General features: G+C 55.8%; 19 protein-coding genes and 2 tRNA genes. 17 read left to right on the plus strand and 4 right to left on the minus strand.

The window, feature by feature from the left end; genetic code table 11:
* The gene (gene recO / locus BSR28_RS02955; RefSeq protein WP_073708889.1) at window positions 1-747 is read left to right on the plus strand and encodes a DNA repair protein RecO; all 747 of its coding nucleotides are present in this window, start codon (window positions 1-3) and stop codon (window positions 745-747) included.
* Window positions 744-1,526, plus strand: a complete 783-nt coding sequence (locus BSR28_RS02960; RefSeq protein WP_073708890.1) for an isoprenyl transferase — start codon at window positions 744-746, stop codon at window positions 1,524-1,526. Before recO ends, BSR28_RS02960 begins: the two co-directional genes overlap by 4 nt.
* Window positions 1,527-1,590: 64 nt before the next feature.
* Here the strand turns inward: BSR28_RS02960 and BSR28_RS02965 are convergent, their stop codons facing one another.
* Window positions 1,591-1,965 (minus strand): Fur family transcriptional regulator, encoded by a 375-nt coding sequence (locus BSR28_RS02965; protein ID WP_073709156.1) that lies wholly within the window; start codon window positions 1,963-1,965, stop codon window positions 1,591-1,593.
* Between the two features lie 97 nt (window positions 1,966-2,062).
* On the minus strand, window positions 2,063-3,076 hold the full coding sequence (locus BSR28_RS02970; RefSeq protein ID WP_073713312.1) for a LacI family DNA-binding transcriptional regulator: 1,014 nt from the start codon (window positions 3,074-3,076) through the stop codon (window positions 2,063-2,065).
* Window positions 3,077-3,265: 189 nt separating this feature from the next.
* On the opposite strand from BSR28_RS02970, the gene BSR28_RS02975 reads away from it, so the two are divergent.
* The 7 genes from BSR28_RS02975 to BSR28_RS03005 all read left to right on the plus strand — a co-directional run bounded on the left by BSR28_RS02975 (window position 3,266) and on the right by BSR28_RS03005 (window position 11,901).
* The gene (locus tag BSR28_RS02975; RefSeq protein WP_073713313.1) at window positions 3,266-4,513 is read left to right on the plus strand and encodes a sugar ABC transporter substrate-binding protein; all 1,248 of its coding nucleotides are present in this window, start codon (window positions 3,266-3,268) and stop codon (window positions 4,511-4,513) included.
* Between the two features lie 86 nt (window positions 4,514-4,599).
* Window positions 4,600-6,201 (plus strand): ABC transporter permease subunit, encoded by a 1,602-nt coding sequence (locus BSR28_RS02980; protein ID WP_083562978.1) that lies wholly within the window; start codon window positions 4,600-4,602, stop codon window positions 6,199-6,201.
* A gap of 82 nt (window positions 6,202-6,283) precedes the next feature.
* Window positions 6,284-7,132 (plus strand): sugar ABC transporter permease, encoded by an 849-nt coding sequence (locus tag BSR28_RS02985; protein ID WP_073709158.1) that lies wholly within the window; start codon window positions 6,284-6,286, stop codon window positions 7,130-7,132.
* A 140-nt stretch (window positions 7,133-7,272) separates the two neighbouring features.
* Window positions 7,273-8,664 (plus strand): glycine--tRNA ligase, encoded by a 1,392-nt coding sequence (locus BSR28_RS02990; RefSeq protein ID WP_073708893.1) that lies wholly within the window; start codon window positions 7,273-7,275, stop codon window positions 8,662-8,664.
* A gap of 83 nt (window positions 8,665-8,747) precedes the next feature.
* Window positions 8,748-10,103, plus strand: a complete 1,356-nt coding sequence (locus tag BSR28_RS02995) for a YibE/F family protein (protein WP_073713314.1) — start codon at window positions 8,748-8,750, stop codon at window positions 10,101-10,103.
* On the plus strand, window positions 10,096-11,322 hold the full coding sequence (gene dusB, locus BSR28_RS03000; protein ID WP_198928925.1) for a tRNA dihydrouridine synthase DusB: 1,227 nt from the start codon (window positions 10,096-10,098) through the stop codon (window positions 11,320-11,322). The genes BSR28_RS02995 and dusB overlap by 8 nt, the downstream gene beginning before the upstream one ends.
* Window positions 11,323-11,505: 183 nt before the next feature.
* The gene (locus tag BSR28_RS03005; protein ID WP_073713315.1) at window positions 11,506-11,901 is read left to right on the plus strand and encodes a DUF2218 domain-containing protein; all 396 of its coding nucleotides are present in this window, start codon (window positions 11,506-11,508) and stop codon (window positions 11,899-11,901) included.
* Here BSR28_RS03005 and BSR28_RS03010 read toward each other — a convergent pair.
* Window positions 11,898-13,268: a hypothetical protein gene (locus tag BSR28_RS03010; RefSeq protein WP_143237562.1), complete on the minus strand. Its 1,371-nt coding sequence runs from the start codon at window positions 13,266-13,268 to the stop codon at window positions 11,898-11,900. The two genes, BSR28_RS03005 and BSR28_RS03010, sit on opposite strands and share 4 nt — an antisense overlap.
* Window positions 13,269-13,356: 88 nt before the next feature.
* Here BSR28_RS03010 and BSR28_RS03015 point away from each other — a divergent pair, with 88 nt between their 5' ends.
* The 5 genes from BSR28_RS03015 (at window position 13,357) to BSR28_RS03035 (ending at window position 17,514) form a co-directional block, all read left to right on the plus strand.
* Complete coding sequence (locus tag BSR28_RS03015; protein ID WP_073709160.1) at window positions 13,357-14,628, plus strand: deoxyguanosinetriphosphate triphosphohydrolase; 1,272 nt, start codon at window positions 13,357-13,359, stop codon at window positions 14,626-14,628.
* Between the two features lie 37 nt (window positions 14,629-14,665).
* Window positions 14,666-16,630, plus strand: coding sequence for a DNA primase (gene dnaG / locus BSR28_RS03020; RefSeq protein WP_073708897.1), 1,965 nt, complete (start codon window positions 14,666-14,668; stop codon window positions 16,628-16,630).
* Window positions 16,631-16,679: 49 nt separating this feature from the next.
* Window positions 16,680-16,756, plus strand: a tRNA-Ile gene (locus BSR28_RS03025).
* Window positions 16,757-16,800: 44 nt separating this feature from the next.
* Window positions 16,801-17,358, plus strand: a complete 558-nt coding sequence (locus tag BSR28_RS03030; RefSeq protein WP_073713317.1) for a hypothetical protein — start codon at window positions 16,801-16,803, stop codon at window positions 17,356-17,358.
* 84 nt (window positions 17,359-17,442) lie between these two features.
* Window positions 17,443-17,514 (plus strand) — tRNA-Asn (locus BSR28_RS03035).
* 125 nt (window positions 17,515-17,639) lie between these two features.
* Here BSR28_RS03035 and BSR28_RS03040 read toward each other — a convergent pair.
* On the minus strand, window positions 17,640-18,875 hold the full coding sequence (locus tag BSR28_RS03040) for a hypothetical protein (protein WP_143237564.1): 1,236 nt from the start codon (window positions 18,873-18,875) through the stop codon (window positions 17,640-17,642).
* Between the two features lie 32 nt (window positions 18,876-18,907).
* On the opposite strand from BSR28_RS03040, the gene BSR28_RS03045 reads away from it, so the two are divergent.
* From BSR28_RS03045 to BSR28_RS03055, 3 genes are all read left to right on the plus strand, one after another.
* Complete coding sequence (locus BSR28_RS03045; RefSeq protein ID WP_073713319.1) at window positions 18,908-19,393, plus strand: ribosome maturation factor RimP; 486 nt, start codon at window positions 18,908-18,910, stop codon at window positions 19,391-19,393.
* Between the two features lie 3 nt (window positions 19,394-19,396).
* Window positions 19,397-20,374: a transcription termination factor NusA gene (nusA, locus tag BSR28_RS03050; RefSeq protein ID WP_073708901.1), complete on the plus strand. Its 978-nt coding sequence runs from the start codon at window positions 19,397-19,399 to the stop codon at window positions 20,372-20,374.
* Between the two features lie 206 nt (window positions 20,375-20,580).
* Complete coding sequence (locus BSR28_RS03055; protein WP_073713320.1) at window positions 20,581-20,850, plus strand: YlxR family protein; 270 nt, start codon at window positions 20,581-20,583, stop codon at window positions 20,848-20,850.
* Window positions 20,851-20,913: the final 63 nt, after the last annotated feature.

Raw genomic sequence — 20,913 nt, forward strand, 5'->3', positions numbered from 1 at the left:
TTGGCTGGCAAACTCTATCGAGATCGGGGCATCGTCTTACGTACCCACAAACTAGGCGAGGCCGATCGTATTGTCACCTTGCTCACCCGCGAACGGGGATTATTGCGGGTAGTTGCCAAAGGCATCCGGCGGACCTCCTCGAAATTTGGGGCCCGCCTAGAGCCCTTTGGAGTGGTTGATGTCCAATTACACGAGGGCCGTAGCCTAGATATTTTGACGCAGGCGGAACTAGTAAATGCCTACGGGGCGCTGATTGCCGCTGATTACGACCTTTACACCGCTGGGGCCCTACTGCTGGAATGCTCTGAGAAACTAAATGAAGCCGGGCAACCAAACCCGGAGCAGTTCCACCTTTTGCTTGGAGCCCTAAACGCTTTGGCTCGCCGGCGTTATCCACCCGATCTAGTGGTTGCCGCCTACCTGCTACGCGCCTTCAGTTTGGAAGGCTGGGAGCCTAGTCTGCACTACTGCGCCAACTGCGGGGAAACCGATTTGCGTTTCTTCTCGGCCGAGGGCGGCGGGGGACTATGTGCAAACTGTGCGTCCACCGCTGCCTGTCGTGCCCTTGCCCCTGAAGCCTTTGAGCTCTTACAGGCGCTGCTGGCCAGCGATTGGGAACGCGCCCTGCAAGCGCCCACTGGGCTCGCCGCACCCTCGCTCCAGCTACTTACCGGTTACGCTCAATGGCAACTAGAACATCACCTAAAATCAGTTCGAATTCGGGAACGGAGCTACGAAATCCTATGAACCCAGAAACGATTCCTCCCTTCCAAAGCTCCCTAAAAATGCCGGCGCAGTTTAAAACCGGCAGCGTTGAGCATGTGGCTATCATCATGGACGGCAATGGGCGCTGGGCTAACCAGCAGGGCCTGCCGCGAGTAGCGGGGCATCAAGCGGGCGAGTACGCGCTAATGGATACCATTGCCGGTGCTATTGAAGCGGGCGTGAAGGTGCTTTCGGTCTATGCCTTCTCAACCGAGAACTGGCGTCGATCCCCCTCGGAGGTCAGGTTCCTGATGGGCTACTCACGTAATGTACTGCGAGCCCGACGAGACCAGCTTGATGAATGGAATGTTCGCGTCCGCTGGTCGGGACGAAAACCGCGCCTGTGGAAGTCAGTGCTTAAAGAACTGATGGCGGCAGAAGAACAAACCAAAGACAATACGGGACTCACCCTAGTGATGAATCTGAACTACGGTGGGCGGGCGGAACTAGCCGATGCTACCCGCTTGATCGCGGAACGGGTCGCTAGGGGAGAGCTAAAGCCAGAGGGAATCACGGAGGACACGCTGGCACGAAGCTTGTACCTACCCGACCTGCCAGATGTTGACCTGCTGGTTCGCACCTCTGGTGAACAACGGCTGAGTAACTACTTGCTGTGGCAGTGCGCCTATGCGGAGATGATGTTCGTCCCAGAAGCCTGGCCTGACTTCGGCCGGCAGTCCCTGTGGCGCGTCCTTGATGAGTTTACGCACCGGGAACGTCGCTTCGGGGGAGCGGTGGACCGGGTTGAAGAGAACCAGTAGAAAAGAAAAACTGACCCGGTTGGCACCGGATCAGTTTTAGAGTTTAAAGCTGTTTGAAGACGGACTACTTAGAACAGTCTTGGCATAGACCAGTTAGGTCAGCAATATGTTCTACGTCAGTGTATCCATAGTGGTCAGCGACGGAACGCACCCACTGCTCGATTTCTTCCGATGCAATCTCAACCGTCTTATTGCAGTTACGGCAGATTAGGTGGTGGTGATGTTCAAAAGCGATGCAACGACGGTACATGGCTTCGCCATCATCATTGCGGGCAACGTCAACTTCCTTATCGTTGGCCATGGACTGCAAAGTACGGTAAACCGTAGCTAAACCAATAACGTGGCCAGCGTCGCGGAGGTCGTCGTGCAATTGTTGGGCAGAGCGAAACTGATCAGTTTCGGAAAGCTGCTTTTCGATGGCGGCACGTTGCCGGGTCATGCGCTGCACGGTAGCTCCTTAAAATAAGCCTAAAATTTGCTGGTCCTTTTAGCTTAACTGGTGGTTGACGATTTAGACTACGAATTGCATAGTGACTTTAGTTAAGCGGCTGCGCTGTAGATTGCCTTACAACCAAATCGGGGGAGAAGGTCAGATGGTTACTTTGCGCCTGGGCATTATCGATTTGTTCCTCTAAAAGCTGGACCGCAGCGTTGGCCATGGCGACTACTGGCTGGCGCAGAGTACTGAGCGCCGGACTAGTGTGGTTCATCAGCGCGGAATCATCAAATCCAATCACTGAAATCTGTTCGGGAACGCGATAGCCTAGATCTTCTAGTCCCGAAATTACGCCTAATGCCTGTAGATCTGAGCCTGCAATAACTGCCGTGGCTTCGGCAAGTTTGACCGAAGCAGCCGCTGATTCGCCACCGCTAAAGGTGTAGAAAGTCGGGATGATCGGGCAGGTTTCAAGCTCTTCGTCGGCGGTGGTGAGTTCCGTGAAAGCATTTTCAAGCAGTTGTGCCGGGATCGCATTATCACGCCCACAAACCAGGGCAATCCGCCGATGCCCTAGAGACTTCAGGTGGGCTAGGGCCTGGGCGACTCCCTGACGGTAATTGACTGTCACGCTGGGGAAGTCTAGTTCTTCACGGGGCCCATTTATCAGTACTGCCGGCGTCCCCTTCTTTTTGAGTGCCTGGTACTGACTTAGGTCAGCCTGTAGATCTGCGTGTCGACCGCAAACAAAGATTATTCCGGCTACCCCGGCGTTATCGCAGAGGGTTTCAACTAGTTCTGCCTCAGTAGAACCACCCGGTGCTTGGGAACAAATGAGGGTTGGGTGGCCGCGGTGAGCTAGTTCTAGTTGCAGGGTGTGGGCGAACTCGGCAAAGATTGGGTTGATCAGTTCCGGCACTACTAGGCCAATGGCGGTCTGTGCTGGGTTTGTCAAAAATCCTGGTCGGTCATAACCCAAGGTATCGATGGCAGTGAGAACTGCTTGGGCAGTTTCTTTTCGGACTTGGGAGGAACCATTGATAACGCGAGAAACGGTGGCAGTAGAGACCCCTGCCAACTTTGCCACGTCATCCAGTCGCACTCTTGTAGCCATATTTGCTCCCTTGCAAAACTATTTGAAGATAAACGAAGTTTAGCAGGATTTTCTGAAACAAATGTAATTTTCTGAAACTTGTTGCATTTGTTTTCAATCGGTACTAAAGTGTGGTCTACGACGTACTTAGCGCTCGGTATCGAAGCCGATCTGAGTGCGTAAACACCAAAAGATTTCACAGGAGAAACCATGCGACGTGGCATAGCAATGACAACCGTTGGCGCCCTAGCGCTAACCCTAGCCGCCTGTGGCGGCACCGAAACCAAGCCCGCAGATAACCAGACCGCTACCTCGACCGCCGAAGCTGGCGGCGAAGCCGTAGCCGGCGAACTAACCATCTGGGCTGACGATACTCGCTCCAGCCAGGTTAAGGAACTAGCCGCCGACTTCACCAAGGAATACGGCGTTAAGGTCAACGTAGTCCAGAAGTCCGAATCAGACATGAACAAGGAGTTCATCTCTCAGGTCCCCACCGGTAAGGGCCCGGACCTAATCGTTTTGGCTCACGACCGCCTAGGTGAACTAGTTGCTAACGGTGTCGTGGGCACCGTCGACATTGCCGACAAGGCTGGCCAGTTCTCTGAAGCAGCACTAGCTGGCGTAACCTACCAGGGGCAGACCTACGGCGTTCCTTACGCGATTGAAAACGTCGCCCTAGTACGTAACAACAAGCTAACCAAGGCTGAGCCCAAGACCTTTGATGAAATGATCGCCGAAGGCAAGAAGGCCAACGTCGAATACCCCTTCATCGTCCAGATGGGTGACAAGGGCGACCCCTACCACTTCTATGGCTTCCAGACCTCCTTCGGAGCTCCTGTCTTCAAGCAGGATGAAAAGGGCTCCTACACCACGGAACTAGCCCTAGGTGGCGACAACGGCAAGAAGTTCGCCCAGTGGCTAGCCAAGGAAGGCAACGAAAAGGTCTTCGACCCGGCCATCAGCGGCGAAATCGCCAAGCAGGCCTTCCTAGACGGCAAGGCTGCCTTCACCGTTACCGGCCCGTGGAACACCGGTGCCTTCCGTGAGGCCAATATGGACATCACCGTCCTGCCTATCCCGCAGGCCGGCGACCAGCCCGCACAGCCTTTCGTAGGCGTACAGGCCTTCTTCCCGTCAGCCAAGACCCAGAACCAGCTACTGGTCAACAAGTTCTTGATCGACTACCTAGCAACTCCTGCTGCCCAGCAGAAGATGTACGACATTGGTAAGCGCGTTCCCGCCATGCCGGAAGTCGCCTCCAAGATCTCCGATCCTGACGTGCAGGGCTTCTCTGCCGCTGGTGAAAAGGGTGCCCCCATGCCCGCCATCCCCGAAATGTCCGCCGTATGGGACTTCTGGGGTGTCACCGAAGCTGATATCGTGACCGGCAAGCAGGCTGCTGACGCTGCCTGGGACACCATGGTTAAGAACATCGAAGGCGCAATCTCTAAGAAGTGATCGTCTCATTGTGACCCCGCGGCCTATGCCGCGGGGTCACACCGCTAAAAACAGAAACTGACCGACCGGACTAAAGGTAATAGCCGATGAGCCCTTCGCAGCCTACCGAAGCTAAAGCCCTCGAACCAGAGGCGCCACCAAAGAAAAAACAGTTTGACCGATTCGACCTTTCCGTAGGATTCTGGGTCAAAATCGCCCTTCTAGCCCTGATTAACGCCCTGGGAGTCTATGGCATCATGGCCGCCTGGGCAGTAGGCTCATGGATCACCCTAGGCGTTGTCCTGGTAACCCTAATCGCCACCGATTACATCTACCTCTCACGCCGCTTCATCCCGGCCAAATACCTATTCCCCGGTCTAGTATTCCTGCTGATCTACCAAGTGTTCGTCATGGGATACACCGGTTTCGTCTCCTTCACTAACTACTCCACCGGACACAACTCCACCAAGCAAGATGCCATCACGCAGATCTTGGCTCAGAACCAAAAACGTGTCCCCGGTAGTCCCACTGAGACCACCGCCGTCCTAGAAAAGAACGATCAGCTCTACCTAGCAATCCTCAACCAAGAGGGTAAGGTTCAGATCGGTAACCTAGAGCATCCCCTTCAGGCTGCTGACGATGCCGTGGTTAACGGCCAAAAGATCACCGAAGTTCCCGGCTACAAGGTCCTCACCTTCGCGGAACTAGTAAAAGACCAGGGCCGGGTGGCACAGCTAAAAGCGCCCGTCTCTGATGACCCCAACGACGGCTTCTACGTCACCACCGATGGTACTAAAGGTTACCTGGCTAAGTCCGATTTCCGGTACGACAAAGAAAAAGACGAACTAGTCAACACCACTGATGGCTCCATCTATCGTCCCAATAAAGAGGGCCTTTTCGAAAACGAAGCAGGCAAGACCATCCTGCCTGGTTGGCGGGTAAACGTCGGCTTTAAGAACTACACGAATATGGCCCACGGTTCCGACCTAGCATGGCCCTTCGTGAACTCCCTGATCTGGTCCTTCGCTTTCGCCTTCCTCTCAGTCTTCACGACCTTCGCTTTCGGCCTGCTACTAGCTTTGGTCTTCCATGATAAGCGCATCCGAGGACGCAAAATCTACCAGTCCCTGTTCATCCTGCCCTACGCCTTCCCGGCCTTCCTCTCCACCCTGGTTTGGAAGGGTATGCTGAACACCAAGTTCGGTTTCTTCAACCAGGTACTACTGGGTGGGGCAGAAATCCCATGGCTCACCGATGGTTGGCTAGCAAAGTTCTCCGTGCTTTCAGTAAACCTCTGGTTGGGTTTCCCCTACATGTTCCTCATCTGTCTTGGTGCCCTACAGGCGCTACCGGATGACGTCATGGAAGCAGCCAAGATTGATGGCGCCGGACCGGTGCGTACCCTGATGAGCGTCAAACTACCCCTCATCTTGGTCTCCACCATGCCCCTGTTGATTGCTTCTTTCGCCTTCAACTTCAACAACTTCTCACTGATCTACATGCTTACCGGCGGTGGCCCCAACTATCCGGGTCTCTCACTGCCGCTGGGTGAAACCGACATCTTGATCTCGCTGGTCTACAAGATCGCCTTCGGCCCGGGCAACCAGAACTACGGTCTGGCTTCCGCCCTGTCGATCCTGATCTTCCTAGTGGTCGGCGTGATCTCTTACTTCGGCCTGAAACGTTCCAACGCGATGGGAGATAACTGAAATGACTACTAAAACCTCAGTACCCCGCAGCTCCAAGAAGCAGACTGAAGCGATCGTGAAGGAAGTACAAGAGCAGAACCGTATGACTACGGGACGCTGGCTCAAAGAAATCGGCTGGCGTCACCTGGTAGGTATCATCGTGATCATCTACTGCCTAGTTCCGCTACTGTACGTTCTTTCCGCCTCCCTAAAGCCCAACTCCAACCTGACTGGTTCGAATAAGCTCTTCCAAGAGGTCTCTTTCGCAAACTACGCGGCACTTTCAGGGACCGACTACTGGCACTGGATTACCAACTCGCTGATCATCTCTTCGATCACCGCGATTGGTACCGTGCTCATGGCCTCTGCCGCCGCCTATGCTTTCTCTCGCTACCGTTTCAAGGGACGCGAAGCCACCCTAACCTTCCTGCTGCTAGTGCAGATGTTCCCGCAGATGCTAGCTTTCGTGGCTCTATTCCTATTGCTCCTAGCGCTAAAGGACGTCTTCCCGGTTCTAGGCCTGAACTCGCAGCTTGGTTTGATCTTCGTCTACCTGGGTGGCGCACTGGGTTCTAATACCTTCCTCATGTACGGCTTCTTTAAGACCGTTCCCCTTGAGATTGACGAGGCCGCTCGCATTGACGGTGCCTCTCACGCTCAGATTTTCTGGGGCATCATTATGCGCCTAGTAACCCCCGTCCTAGCGGTTGTGGGCCTACTTTCCTTCATCACCTCTTTTGGTGACTTCGTGATCGCGAAGGTAGTCCTTCAGACCCCTGATAAGTTCACGCTAGCGGTGGGCATGTATAACTGGGCGGCCGACGCCCGTACCGCCCCGTGGGGCCTGTTCGCGGCTGGTGCGGTCGTGGCGGCGATCCCCGTGATTATCCTGTTCCAGTTCCTGCAACGCTATATCGTTTCCGGCCTGACCGCCGGTGGCGTAAAGGGATAATCCGCGCCAGGTGTGCTGAATCTCTAAGCCGGAAAGCGCCCTCGGAAGGTAGCCTCAACTATCTTTCGAGGGCGCTTGCGCTAAGCTAGGAACAGCGCATCAGCCAGATGCTGCATTCAACTGGATAAATAGGAGTATTCGTGGCTAATACCTCACGACTAGATAATGTCATTAGCTTGGCAAAACGCCGTGGTTTCGTCTTCCCCTGTGGTGACATTTACGGCGGTACCCGCTCAGCTTGGGACTACGGGCCCCTGGGTGTGGAACTCAAGGAAAACATCAAGCGTCAGTGGTGGAACTACATGGTACGTTCCCGTGCCGATGTCGTCGGTCTAGATTCCTCCGTTATCCTTCCCCCGCAGGTTTGGGAAGCTTCCGGTCACCTTAAGGCCTTCACCGACCCGCTAATCGAGTGCCTTTCTTGCCACAAGCGCCAGCGTCAGGACACCCTACAGGAAGCCCATGCGGAAAAGCACAATCTGCCCAACCCGGATGAGGTTAACCTAGCCGATATCGCGTGCCCCAACTGTGGTAACCGCGGTAACTGGACCGAGCCGCGCGCCTTCTCTGGCCTGCTCAAGACCTACCTAGGCCCCGTGGATGATGAATCCGGCCTCCACTACCTGCGCCCGGAAACCGCTCAGGGTATCTTCGTTAACTACGCGAACGTGCAGACCTCTGCCCGGATGAAGCCCCCGTTCGGTATTGGCCAGATCGGTAAGTCCTTCCGTAACGAAATCACCCCCGGTAACTTCATCTTCCGCACCCGTGAATTCGAACAGATGGAAATGGAATTCTTCGTCAAGCCGGGCACCGATGAAGAATGGCACCAGTACTGGATTGACCAGCGCTGGAACTGGTACACCGACCTAGGTATTGATCCCACTCACCTGCGCATTTACGAACACCCGAAGGAAAAACTCTCCCATTACTCGAAGCGGACCGTCGATATCGAATACACCTTCGGTTTTGCCGGCTCGGAATGGGGCGAACTAGAAGGTATCGCGAACCGTACCGACTTCGACCTCAATACTCACTCCGAGCACTCTGGTGCGAAGCTAGACTACTTCGATCAGGCAACCGGCGAACGCTACGTTCCCTACGTAATCGAACCGGCGGCTGGTCTAACCCGTTCCCTCATGGCCTTCCTAGTTGAGGCTTACACCGAGGACGAGGCCCCCAATACCAAGGGCGGCGTCGACAAGCGCGTGGTTCTGAAACTCGATAAGCGCCTGGCCCCGGTGAAGGTGGCAATCTTCCCGCTTTCCCGCAAGCCGGAACTAACCGAACCGACCAAGCAGATCGCTCAGGAACTGCGTCAGCTCTGGAACGTCGAATACGACGATGCTGGTGCTGTGGGTCGTCGTTACCGTCGTCAGGATGAGATCGGTACCCCGTACTGCGTCACCTTCGACTTTGACTCCTTAGAGGATCAGGCAGTAACTGTACGCGACCGCGACACTATGGAGCAGGAACGCGTGGCTATCTCTGAACTCAAGGGGTGGCTAGCTCAGCGTCTATTGGGCTGCTAAACCGATTGAAACTACACTGGTGAGTGTCTGGGGAGACCCGGACACTCACCAAAAGTTTTTTAAAGCAAAAGCGGGAGGCTGATTTGACTTCGCCAGATCACGAAGAACTCCATGGGCACACCCATGACCACAGCCAGCCGCTAGAGCTTGCCCCCAAGACCGCCCGACGTATTAAGTTAATGCTGGCCTCCCTAGTGCTGCCGCTGATCCTGGCCACTGTCGTGGGCATGGCGTTCTTGTGGCCACGTTCGGTACCGCAAATTGGTTCTCAACCGCTGCTTTCTGAAGGCACTACCCAGGCTCAGGTGACGGTACTTCCGGCCACCGCGACCTGTGGCCAAGCCGGCCAAGCCGCGGATGAATCTTCAGTTTGCGCTAAGACTGAAGCGGGGGAGTCAGTCCTAGTCCACGTGCCCCCAGAGGTAAAACCGGCACTCTCTGAGGGAAGTAAACTGATCGTCCTGCATGCCACCCAAGAGCAAGAGGGGCCCGCCTACATCTACCTTGATGTCGAAAGGACGGTGCCCCTAGGGGCGCTGGTAATCGTCTACATGGTGCTAGTCGTCGCAGTGGCTTTCAAACGCGGTTTCCTAGCTCTTTTGGGCTTAGCTGCCTCCCTAGCGGTTATCGGCATGTTCCTAGTTCCGGGCCTAATGGCTGGGAAATCCCCACTGCTTCTAACCTTGGTGGCAGTCTCTGCCATGATTATTGCTTCGGTTTATCTAGCCCATGGGATTTCAATCAAAACCACCACGGCCCTACTAGGCACTTATTTCGGTTTAGTGGTCACCACTCTGCTGGCGCTATTTAGCACCTGGGCACTGAACCTGACCGGCACTGGTGAAGAATTCCAGTTCTTGCACACAGCCTTCCCCGGACTGTCACTAACTGCGCTTCTGACCTGTGGAGTTATCGTAGCTGGCCTGGGCGCACTAAATGATGTGACCATTACCCAAGCTTCGACTGTTTGGGAACTTTATGCTGCGGATCCGCACGCTTCCCGGCGGGGAATCTTCGCTTCGGCCATGCGCGTTGGACGCGACCATATTGCCTCAACCGTTTACACTTTAGCTTTCGCCTACGCCGGCACCGCACTACCAATGCTAATGCTGGTGTACATGGTGGATCGACCCTGGGTTTCCATTCTGACTTCCGGTCAGGTAACTGAGGAACTGGCCCGGACTCTAGTAGCTTCTATCGGTTTGGTCCTAGCCATCCCAGTGACTACCGCAGTTGGGGTAGCGCTGCTTCCCGGAGTGGGCACCCCAAGGGGTGAGTCGAGCTCTACCGGAATCGCGGAAGCTCAGGAACTAGGTTTGAGGCAAGGTGAAGCAGATGCTACCCAAAGACTTACGGAGCCCAACCCAGAACTGAAACTTGAAAACGAAACTGAACCACGGGGCGGCAAGTACCCCAGCAGAAAGAGGAACCATGACTGAAACGCAGCAAGCGCCCTCGGCCGAAGGTCTGAAAATCGGACGCCTGCGTTTAGGGACCCCGCTGGTATTAGCCCCCATGGCGGGCGTAACCAACGCTCCCTTCCGGCGACTGTGCCGGGAAGCGGGTGAGCAGGGCCTCCCGTCGCACCTACGTGCCAGCCTCGATACGGCTCAGCCTGGGATTGATGCTCCGGCCGGTCTCTACGTGTCAGAAATGATTACCTCTAGGGCCCTGATTGAAGAGACCCCGGAAACGATGCGGATGATTACTCCGGACCCCACCGAGCGGGTTCGTTCCATCCAGCTTTACGGCGTTGACCCGGCCACGATGGCGCGCGCTGCCGCGATCCTCTGCGAACGCGATCTGGTCGACCATATTGACATGAATTTTGGCTGTCCCGTCCCCAAGGTTACTCGCAAAGGTGGCGGCTCGGCCCTTCCTTGGAAGTCAGACCTATTTAACGCGATTGTCCAGCAGGTGGTCGCGGCAGCGAAGCCCTATGGGGTTCCGGTGACGGTCAAGATGCGAATCGGTATTGATGATGAGCATATAACCTTCAAGGATGCGGCCTTAGCGGCGCAAGATGCCGGGATTGATGCGGTAGCCTTGCATGCCCGAACCGCTGCTGAACACTATTCCGGGCAGGCACACTGGGATCAGATTGCCACGCTGGTTCAGATGCTGGAGATTCCCGTCTTAGGTAATGGTGATGTCTTTGAGGCTGAGGATGCCCTTGCGATGATGGACCAAACTGGTTGTGCCGGGGTGGTGGTTGGACGCGGTTGTCAGGGCCGCCCGTGGCTCTTCCATGATCTTGCTGCGGCACTAAATGGCTCTGAGGATCGTTTCCGCCCCACCTTAGCACAGGTGGCGGAACTGATTTTGCGTCATGCCGAGTTGATGATCGAGAACTTTGATGATGAGTTCCGAGCCATGCGCGAAATGCGCAAGCATATCGGCTGGTACCTGCGTGGATATCAGATTGGGGGACCGACTAGGGGAGACCTGAACCGGGTTTCTTCCCTGGCAGAGCTTCAGGAGCGCTTGGCAGCTTTGGATCTGTCACAGGGCTATCCTCAGGCTGCTCAGGGGCGTCGAGGGCGCGCTGGTGGCGTTAAGCGTCCCCACCTCCCAGATGGTTGGTTGGATTCGCGTGAGATTGACGAGGCTGCTCGCGAGCTCTTGAAGGGTGCGGAACTAGATACTTCCGGTGGCTAAGCTTTAAAGGATCTTATGGGTTCGCTTTTCGGTGGGGTAGAGTCCGTAAGTGGAAAATATTAGCTAGCACTGCGAGCAGAGTAAACACTTTAGGACTTGGGTCCCAGATGAGTTTTTGGAACTTTGGGGTTAAGCTAGATCTAACTTAAATAAGGTAAACCTAAGTTAGATTGGGAGGAATCAATGCCTTACCCCACCGTCAGTGTCGCCCACGTCAAGACTGAACGACCCGGCCGATACGCAAAACAACTAGCCTCCCACATGAAAAAGAAGATCGACACCGGTTACGATGCCGAAACCTCTAATGGCTTCCTAGAGTTCCCCAATCGCGGCTACTGCCAACTAACCGCCCAAACGGACACCCTAGTCCTACGTCTAGAAGCCCTAGCCGAAGAACAGGCCCACCTTGAACACGTAATCGGGATTCACCTAGCTCGATTCGGAGTTGCCGACCAGATTAAAGTTTCTTGGGAACGTGCCGATGGTACCGCTGGGGACAGCTGTGGTCCACTCACCAAAGAAGAGGTAATCGCCCACCGTCGCGCCAAAGAAGCACGAATGGCTGCCGCTAGCGCCTAGAGGCGAAAAATCTTCCGCAACTCTTCATCGCTATATTTTGCCTGCACCGGTTTAGCCTCCGGGAAGGCATACCAACCGCATTCATCTGGGTTGAGTAGGTGCGAATCGTCGTCTTCCGTGGGGTTAATCTCCCTAGACGTCATCAAAGGTAGATAACTATCTGGCACTTCAATAGGATGGTCCGAAGTGTTCAAGACCGTTAGGGTATTCGCACCCGCCTGCACGAACACCTCCGGTCCCGCCCAATCCAAGCCAGAAACCCAAGCTAAAGAACCAACGCCCAAACTACGAGACTTACGCAAAAGTGAGGCGCGGGTGGTCGCATTGCGCGCAAAACGACGATCCTCCTCGCTCATAATCGCATAGGTACGCAGACCCTCCAGCCAAGGCAACTTAAGCAATCTAGAAGCGCGAATATAAACGGCACCCGGCAACGACAGTGAAAGTAGCGTCAAAGCTCGACGACGAACCGGAGCATTCTGTGCAAACCACGCAGTTGGGTCGGAAGCATAAGTCAACTCTGTAAAGGACGAGGAAGCACGCCAGGCAGCCACATGGCCCAACCGGTCACGTCTGGTCAAGGCTAAACCGATACGATCACGCAGGGCCTGTGCCTCCCAGGGGGACTCCAAAAGCGTGTCGTCTCGCAGGTGATGGTAGAGGCAATACTCTAAGTGTCGATCAAAAGTGGGCTCATTAGAATCGACCGCGAAAGCGGAAATAATCGCGCCCGGACTGTGGTTATAGGCCACCTTGTGCAGCTTACGTACCAAAAGGGCAAAGGGGTCATCGCGACCGCACTGCAACTCGCGCGGGGAAAGCTGCGGCGCGCCCTCGTCAGAAGTACCAGATTCCTCAGAATCAGAGTCTTCAGCAGGCTGCCATGGATGATGCTGATTATGCTCATCTAAAACGTGAGAGGGCGGCAATAAACCCAGATCCAGGCCAGCTGCGCCCATCGAAAAGACCTGCTCGGCACGTTTCAAAGTAGTCGCTTGATCGCGTTCCTCGTCGTAAAAAGTCCCATGCGGGTCAAGATCAATCTCTGAGAGGCCACCGCATAAACGCACAATCACCTTCGTGCCGGCACGACGATAGTGCTTAATCAAATCAGCTAAGACCTGACCCTGCTCATCAAGATTCAACCTAGCTGGGCGAACAATCAGCGCGTCACAACCCGCTTTCGCAAACTCCAGACTCTGCGCACTCAACCAATTCAGCTCATCGACGCCCAATAAACCGGGAACATCGGCAATCACCGCAGACTTCCACCAAGCCGCCGGATAACGTAGCGGTTTATGAACCAAAAGTGAGGTCACAATCGGTTCATCGGACGTCTGATTAGAATCTGAGGTTATAGTGCTCACCCTCACATTGTCCACAAATGAGGCTCTTAGTGCATAATAAGGGGTGGTATCGGTCGCGGTTTCACGCTTAAAGCGTAGGAAGGACGCCATTTTGTCAGTATATGAATACAGTGACTTTGACAAAGCACGACAGCTTTCCGAAGCCCCCAAACTTCCCGCCCAATACGACCGCCGCTCCGAATTCACCCGCGACCGGGCCCGGATCCTACACTCATCCGCCCTCCGTCGCTTAGGTGCCAAAACCCAAGTTCTGGGACCCAGCTCTGACGATTTCATCCGCACCCGACTAACCCACTCCCTAGAAGTTGCCCAAGTTGGCCGCGGACTAGCCTCCCTGTTGGGCGCAGACCAAGAACTCGTTGACGCCGCCTGCCTCTCGCACGACCTAGGCCACCCGCCCTTCGGACACAATGGCGAAAAAGCCCTAGCGCAGGTCGCCAAAGACTGCGGAGGCTTCGAAGGCAACGCCCAAACCCTAAGACTCCTAACCCGCTTAGAACCCAAAGTCACTGGCCCCGGCAACACGCCCCTAGGTCTAAACCTTTCCCGTGCCACCGTCGATGCCTGTATCAAATACCCCTGGCAACTAGGGGAGTGCCCCAAAGGCAGTCACAAGTTCGGCGTCTACCCCGATGACCTAGAAGTCTTCCACTGGGCCCGCGAAGGTGCTCCCGCCATGACCAAGTGCCTTGAAGCGCAAATCATGGACCTAGCTGACGATATCGGCTACTCAGTCCACGACGTCGAAGATGCCATCAACCTAGGCCGACTAAACCCCGATCCCACCGCCCTGACCGACGAGGTGCGCGCCCAGATCTACACCGCCACCCAGTCCTGGTACGGCGACCAGTTCAGCGCCGACGACCTAGACGCCGCCTTCAACCGCATCAGCAGCCAGCCCTGGTGGCCGCGCAGCTTCGATGGACGGTACGAAGCCCTAGCGGCCCTCAAAAACATGTCCTCCCACCTGATCCACCACTTCATCTCAGCGGCCGTAGATCAAACCCGCGGCATGTGGGGCGACGGACCCCTAGGACGCTACGAAGGACACGTGGAGGTCCCCGCCGAAACCCTGGCAGAAATCATCATCCTCAAGGGCCTAGCCGCCTACTTCGTGATGATCCCCCGCGAACACGAACCGGTCTACCTGCACCAGCGCACCCTGCTATTCGACCTAGCTGATGTCCTCTTCGAAAGAGGCCCCGAAGTCATGGAACCCCTCTACGCCCAGCAGTGGCGCGAACACTCTGATGACGCCGGGCGCCTGCGGGCCGTAGTTGACCAGATTGCGGCTCTGACGGATACTTCCGCTTCCCAGTGGCACGCCCGCCTGTGCGGCATGCTCTCTTCCCAGCTCTAGTAGACGATCCTGAGCTTGAAAGGCTAGAGTGGGGCGCATGGCAGGTTTGATCAGACGCGAAGATATTGCGGCCGTCCGCGAGGCAGCACGCATTGAAGACATTGTGTCTGAACACGTCACCCTACGTACCGCCGGGGTGGGCTCCCTGAAGGGTTTATGCCCATTCCACGAAGAGAAAACCCCCTCCTTCCACGTCCGTCCCGGCACCAACTACTGGCACTGCTTTGGTTGTGGCGAGGGCGGCGACGTCATCAGTTTCGTCGAAAAGATCAACCACGTTACTTTCGTTGAGGCCGTTGAGTACCTGGCCGAAAAGACCGGCGTAACCCTACAGTACGAGGATGGTCCGCGCGGGGATCGTCCCGCTCCGGGGCAGCGCCAACGCCTAATCGAAGCGCACCGCGTGGCTGAGGAATACTTTAAAGAGCAGCTTTTTAGCCGCGAGGCCGTCACCGCTCGACGATTCCTGGCTGAACGCGGCTTTACCCCCGAACACGCCAAGCATTTTGGCTTGGGTTACGCCCCGCAGGGCTGGGATAACCTCACTAAGGTTCTGCGCAAACATGGTTTTACGGAAGAAGAACTAGCGATTTCTGGGCTCGCCTCGAAGGGACAGCGGGGCGTCTATGACCGTTTCCGAGGACGCCTGCTCTGGCCGATTCGTGACATTACCGGGGCCACCGTGGGCTTTGGTGCCCGACGGCTTAGCGATGACGATAACGGCCCCAAATATCTAAATACGCCAGAAACCCCGATCTACAAAAAGTCACAGGTGCTCTACGGGCTGGACCTGGCGAAGAAAGAAATTTCTACCACCAAAGAGGTCATCGTCGTAGAGGGCTACACCGATGTGATGGCCATGCACGTGGCCGGCAAAAAGAATGCCGTGGCCACCTGTGGTACCGCCTTCGGATCCGAGCATGCCAAGCTGCTCTCGCGACTGATTGGCACTTCCTCAGATAGTGCTTCCGGGGTGGTACTGGCGGACGGACAAACCCGCGGGGGCCGCGTCATCTTCACCTTTGACGGTGACGCTGCCGGTCAGAAAGCGGCGCTACGGGCTTTTAATGAGGACCAGCGATTCGCGGCCCAAACCTACGTGGCCGTAGAAGCGAGTGGCATGGACCCCTGCGACCTGCGCTTAGCCAGAGGTGATGAAGCGCTGGCAAACCTAGTACAGAACCCGCAGCCCCTCTTTGCCTTCGTTATTCGTAACGCCCTAAACGGCCAAGACCTTGATACCGTCGAGGGGCGAGTACGCGCCCTTCGCCAGGCTGCACCCGTCCTAGCTTCTATCCGGGATAAGGCCTTAGCTTCCGGTTATGAACGGGAAGTGGCCGGTTGGTTAGGCGTTGAGGCCGCCGAGGTCCACCGGGCGGCACGAAACGCTAAACCAATCAAACCGGGGGAAGAAAATACCCCCAACTATCCAGAGGGGAATCAGGCGCAGGCCCCCGGGCCTAACACGCGACCGAACTCGGGCCGCAGCCCCCAAGGAAACCGCCGGATGGACCCGGTGACGGCGACCCAAGCCCAGATTCTGGCGGGGGCCATCCAAGTACCCGGACTGGTCGATGCCGCCGCCTTCGATGCTTTAGATCCGGAAAACTTCTCTGTGCCTTCACTGAGAGCAGTCAAAGAACTAATCACGGTAGCGGGAGGACTAGCTCATTTCAATCAGTTGGCCCGACAGGCTAACGATCCCCAGCTAGCCCTCAAACGGTGGGGACAGGAACTGTTTACGGCCTCTGCCGGCACCTTAGATCAGGTACTGACCAAGCTGTCAGTACACCCATTGCCAGCCTCTGATGAGCGTCAGTTGAAGGTCCTAATGGCCGAGTCGATCGTGGCTATGCGCCGGCTGACTTTGAACTCGCAAATTGCCCGCCTGCGGGGCCAGTTGAGCCGTGGTGAGGTAACTGGCGAACAGGCAGAGGCCGTTTTTAAGGAGATCGTGGACCTGGAAAACCAGCGACGCGCCCTCAGCCCCAGCGACTACTAATCGCTTTGCCGTTTGCCCAAAAGTGGGGCGGCGGTTAATCTATTGGGGCGCCCCGATAGCTCAGTCGGTCAGAGCAGCGGACTCATAATCCGTCGGTCCAGGGTTCAAGCCCCTGTCGGGGCACCACTAGCGGCGTCCCTTGGGGCGCCGTTAAATGTTATGGTGGTGCTATGGTTTCCTTCTTTAAATCCCGGAAAAATGCTGATACCCAGAAGCAGAACGATCCCACCCAGGTGAAGTTGCCTGACTGGTTCAATAAAGACTTCCTGAAACAGGAACTAGCGGATCATTTTGCCGGTGACGAGGTCGCCCTGAAGGTTTCCACCCCGACCGGGGTAGTACTTAACAACCGTTTTGGTATCCACTTATTAGGCGAATCCGGTCTGCTTGAATCGGTTCCGTGGGTGGCAGTTAGTCACCTTCGTTTTGACGGCAAACAGCGACTGCTAACCATCTCTTTTTCGCGAATCGATGCTGACCCCGTCGAACTGCGGGTCGCAGCAACTGATCCCCAAGAGTTTATGGAGGCCGCCAAAGAACACCTAGACCATTCAATCGTGTTGGTCCGCAGTAAAAAGACCGAGAGTGGGGTGACCCTGCGGGGTACGGTTCGCCGTGATCACGAGGGGGAAATGCTGGTGTTGATTAACGCTGTCACGGCCGGGCCAGTCGCACAATCAGAGGTTGACGATTTCGAGGGTGAACTACGCGAAATGGTAGACCTGTAGTTCAATGTGTAACGCGCCTAACGAAAATAAGTCGCTTTCGATTTGTGTTTGACGGGAAAAGTCTGCTAAAGTTTCTTCCCGTAATCCCGCGTAGCTCAACGGTAGAGCATCCGACTGTTAATCGGACGGTTACTGGTTCGAATCCAGTCGCGGGAGCTTTTTATTGAATAAAACATCCCAGTGGCCATTTTAGCCAACTGGGATTTTTTATTCTTCTAAAAGACAACCCGGGGTGCTTTGGCTTAGCTAAGCGCTGCCCACTGGGTAGCTTGCTAGGCAGCCTACTGGGCGTTCAGCACAGCTGGCCATACTCCCAGAAGTTCAGCGACGCTCTTGACGACCTTAGCCTTCTCCAGCGCGACGGGCCGAGCCGCAGCTGAAGCCGAAGCGTACTCGTAGAGGTAACGACCAAGTAGCCCAGAGAGAACCTGGGCTTCCTGCCCACGAACCCCCTCAGTGGTCGCTAGGGGAGCGGGAGCGGGATAAACCACCGGTAGCGTCCCAATCTCCAAGCCGGCCCGGCCCTGAGCCATGTCTTGGGTAAGTAAATCCAAAAGCTGTTGCAACTGGGCCCGCCGCGCGCGGTACTTAGCCACGGCAGCTTCCTTCTCTTTCGGGTTAGCCGGCAGGGCGCCCTCGTCAAGTCGTAGTTGCGGATCCTGCGCAAAGAGGGATTCCAACTGGGTGTAAGCCTTATGCTTCGCTAAGAAATCAGCCTTCGCGTCCGTGTCCATGGCTGGCAGGGCCGGGAACTTATTCTGATCATCTACCCACTTGGGAGTCGACTCGGCAGAAACCGGCATCTTCGTGTCGGTTTCTTCTGCTCGAGGAAGACCTGGCAGTTGCTTCGTGTTTTCTGGCGTAGCCGAGGTTGCCGGGCTGGCAGTTACTTCAGGAGTCAGTCCGCTGGCGGCCTCAGCGGGGGCTTGAGGATTAGCCATCGGGTGGGATTTTTGGCATTCTGCACTACGCGGGTCCGGATTTCCTAGCTGCCCTAGAGGGCCTCCAGCGGCGGCTAGATCAGGGACTGGTAGCTTGAGCGTGCCGCAAACCTGCTGGGCGGCCAGTTCGATTTTCCACTGCGCTAACTGATAGCGAATCACCAACAGGGGAGAGGTGCTCTGTTTGCCAGCTTGGCTAAACAGATCTGCACCACGAACCAAAAGTGGGCAAAGGTCCTTCTCATTTTGGACACGCAGAGTCGCCACTGGGGTGGCTTCTGGCGTGGACTGTGTCTTAACGGCCAGATCCTTCTGGAGCGAACTTTCAAGCGCGGTAAGGGAATTGCGAACCGGTTCAGCGAGCTTTAAATCTTTAGTACTATCGCCCAGTTGCTTAACCAGCTCTCTGGTTTGAGACTGCCAGAAAGCGTTGATGCCCGGTTCAGGAGCGGGCGGGCAGTCATTCTCTAGTCGTAACTGGCAGGCCGATAACGGGATTGTCAGCAGTAGTAAAGAAGCGCCCACGCGACGCCGGCGGGAACTAGTGTGACGAGTAACTAAAGTTAAAGAATCCATCATCGCTATTGTTGCACGAGTACCATAGAGACGTGCAGAAAAAACCAAAGAATTCGAAAGTTGACCTAGAAGAGCTAAAAACTCAGCTACTTCCCCTGGTCGAAGAGCAAGACTTAGTGATCGAAAATCTGAAGGTCACGGGTGGCCATCAGTCCACCCTAGTGATTGACCTTGACCTGCCAGATGGCCCCGGGCAGGTTCCGGCGGAGGCGCTTGAGGCGGCGACCCGCGCGATTTCGAAAAAGCTAGACGAGGTCGATCCCTTCCCCGGCGCCTATTTTCTTGAGGTTGGTACCGCGGGAGTTGGCCGAGAGCTAAACACTCCGCGCCTCTGGCGCCGGACCCTAGGCCTACCGGTAACCATCAAATTGCAGTCCGGAAAAGGCGTTAAGGGGATCCTGACCGAAGTGGATGATGAGTATGTCACCGTCGATTGTGACGGCAAAGTTAAGCGACTGACGCTAGAATCCATTAAGAAAGCACGTTCGCGGGCAGATATTACGAATATTGAGGAGTGACTCATGGAAATTGACATGAAAGCACTGAGGATGGTGGAGTCCGAAAAGGGCGTCTCCATGGACACTCTAGTGGATGCTATCCGAGTAGCCCTTTTGAAGGCTTACCACAATATGCCCGGCGCGATCCGGGATGCCCGTGTCGATATCGACGAGAAGACCGGTCAGGTCAGCGTCCTCGCCACGGAAATCGACGAAGAAGGCAACCCAATCGGCGAATTCGACGATACTCCCGCCGGTTTCGGTCGCATTGCTACGGCCACCGTGCGTTCTGTGATCGTCCAGCGCCTTCGCGAAGCCCAGGATGCTGAAGTGCTAGGCGCCTTTAAAGACAAGGCCGGCACCGTTATTTCCGGTATTGTCCAGCAGGGTCGTGACCCGCGCGTCCTCAAGGTCGATATTGGCGAGTTCGAAGCCGTCCTACCCGAATCAGAACAGGTTCCCGGTGAACACCTCAAGCACGGCCAGTGGATTCGCGCTTACGTCGTCGAGGTCGCCCGCACCGAACGCGGCCCGCGCGTCCTACTTTCCCGTACCCACCCCGGCCTCGTAAAGGGCGTCTTTGCCCGCGAAGTTCCGGAAATCGAAAAGGGTGACGTGGTCATCGAATCTGTCGCTCGCGAAGCTGGACACCGTTCCAAGATCGCCGTTCGCGCCACCGTCAAGGACCTAAACGCCAAGGGTGCTTGCATTGGTCCAATGGGCCAGCGCGTTCGTGCCGTGATGAACGAACTGGGTGGCGAAAAGATCGACATTATCGATTTCTCGGTCGAACCTGAAGAGTACATTGCTAATGCTCTTTCCCCGGCCCGCGTCTCTACCATCGAAATCATTGATTACGATGAGAAGCTAGCGCGCGTGGTGGTGCCAGATTTCCAGCTGTCCTTGGCCATCGGTAAGGAGGGGCAGAATGCCCGTCTAGCGGCCCGTTTGACCGGTTGGAAGATCGATATTCACTCAGATGCGGAAGAAGGTCTGGAATAGTTCCAGTTCTGATTCGCTAGCTGAGCGAAATGCTTGAACTCCTTGGGGAGAGGCCGTTAGTTGCCTTGCTCCCCAAGGAGTTTTTACTTTTTAGACACGCCCGAAGGTGCAAGGACGTGACTTATCTATCCCTAAAGGGCTTTTTTGGCCGTAACCGACTAGTATTAAGTTGATTGTGTATTAAAACTTTTTAAGGAGTTTGCTTTTTGTCAGAGCCAACGCTTCCAACTCGCACCTGTGTGGGATGTCGGAATCGTGAATCCCGTGGTCAGTTGACCCGGTTGGTTGTGATTGATGGTGAGCTTTGTTTGGACCCGCGTGCCTCTCTTCCGGGACGAGGCGTTTGGGTTCACAATCGGGCCTGTTTTGAACGGGCCAGTAAACGGAACACTTTCCAGAATGCCCTGCGGGTAAAGACCCTGCAGGTGCCTTCAGCCTTAGCCGGGCAGATCCCGGCCGAGGAATCCGATTCGTAAGGTGCGAGTCGCTGCGTAGCAGAAGAAAGCGGGTTGGAAGCTGATGGGCACCCGATGAGTACC

The organism is Boudabousia liubingyangii (assembly GCF_001907245.1).
GTDB classification, from domain to species: domain Bacteria; phylum Actinomycetota; class Actinomycetes; order Actinomycetales; family Actinomycetaceae; genus Boudabousia; species Boudabousia liubingyangii.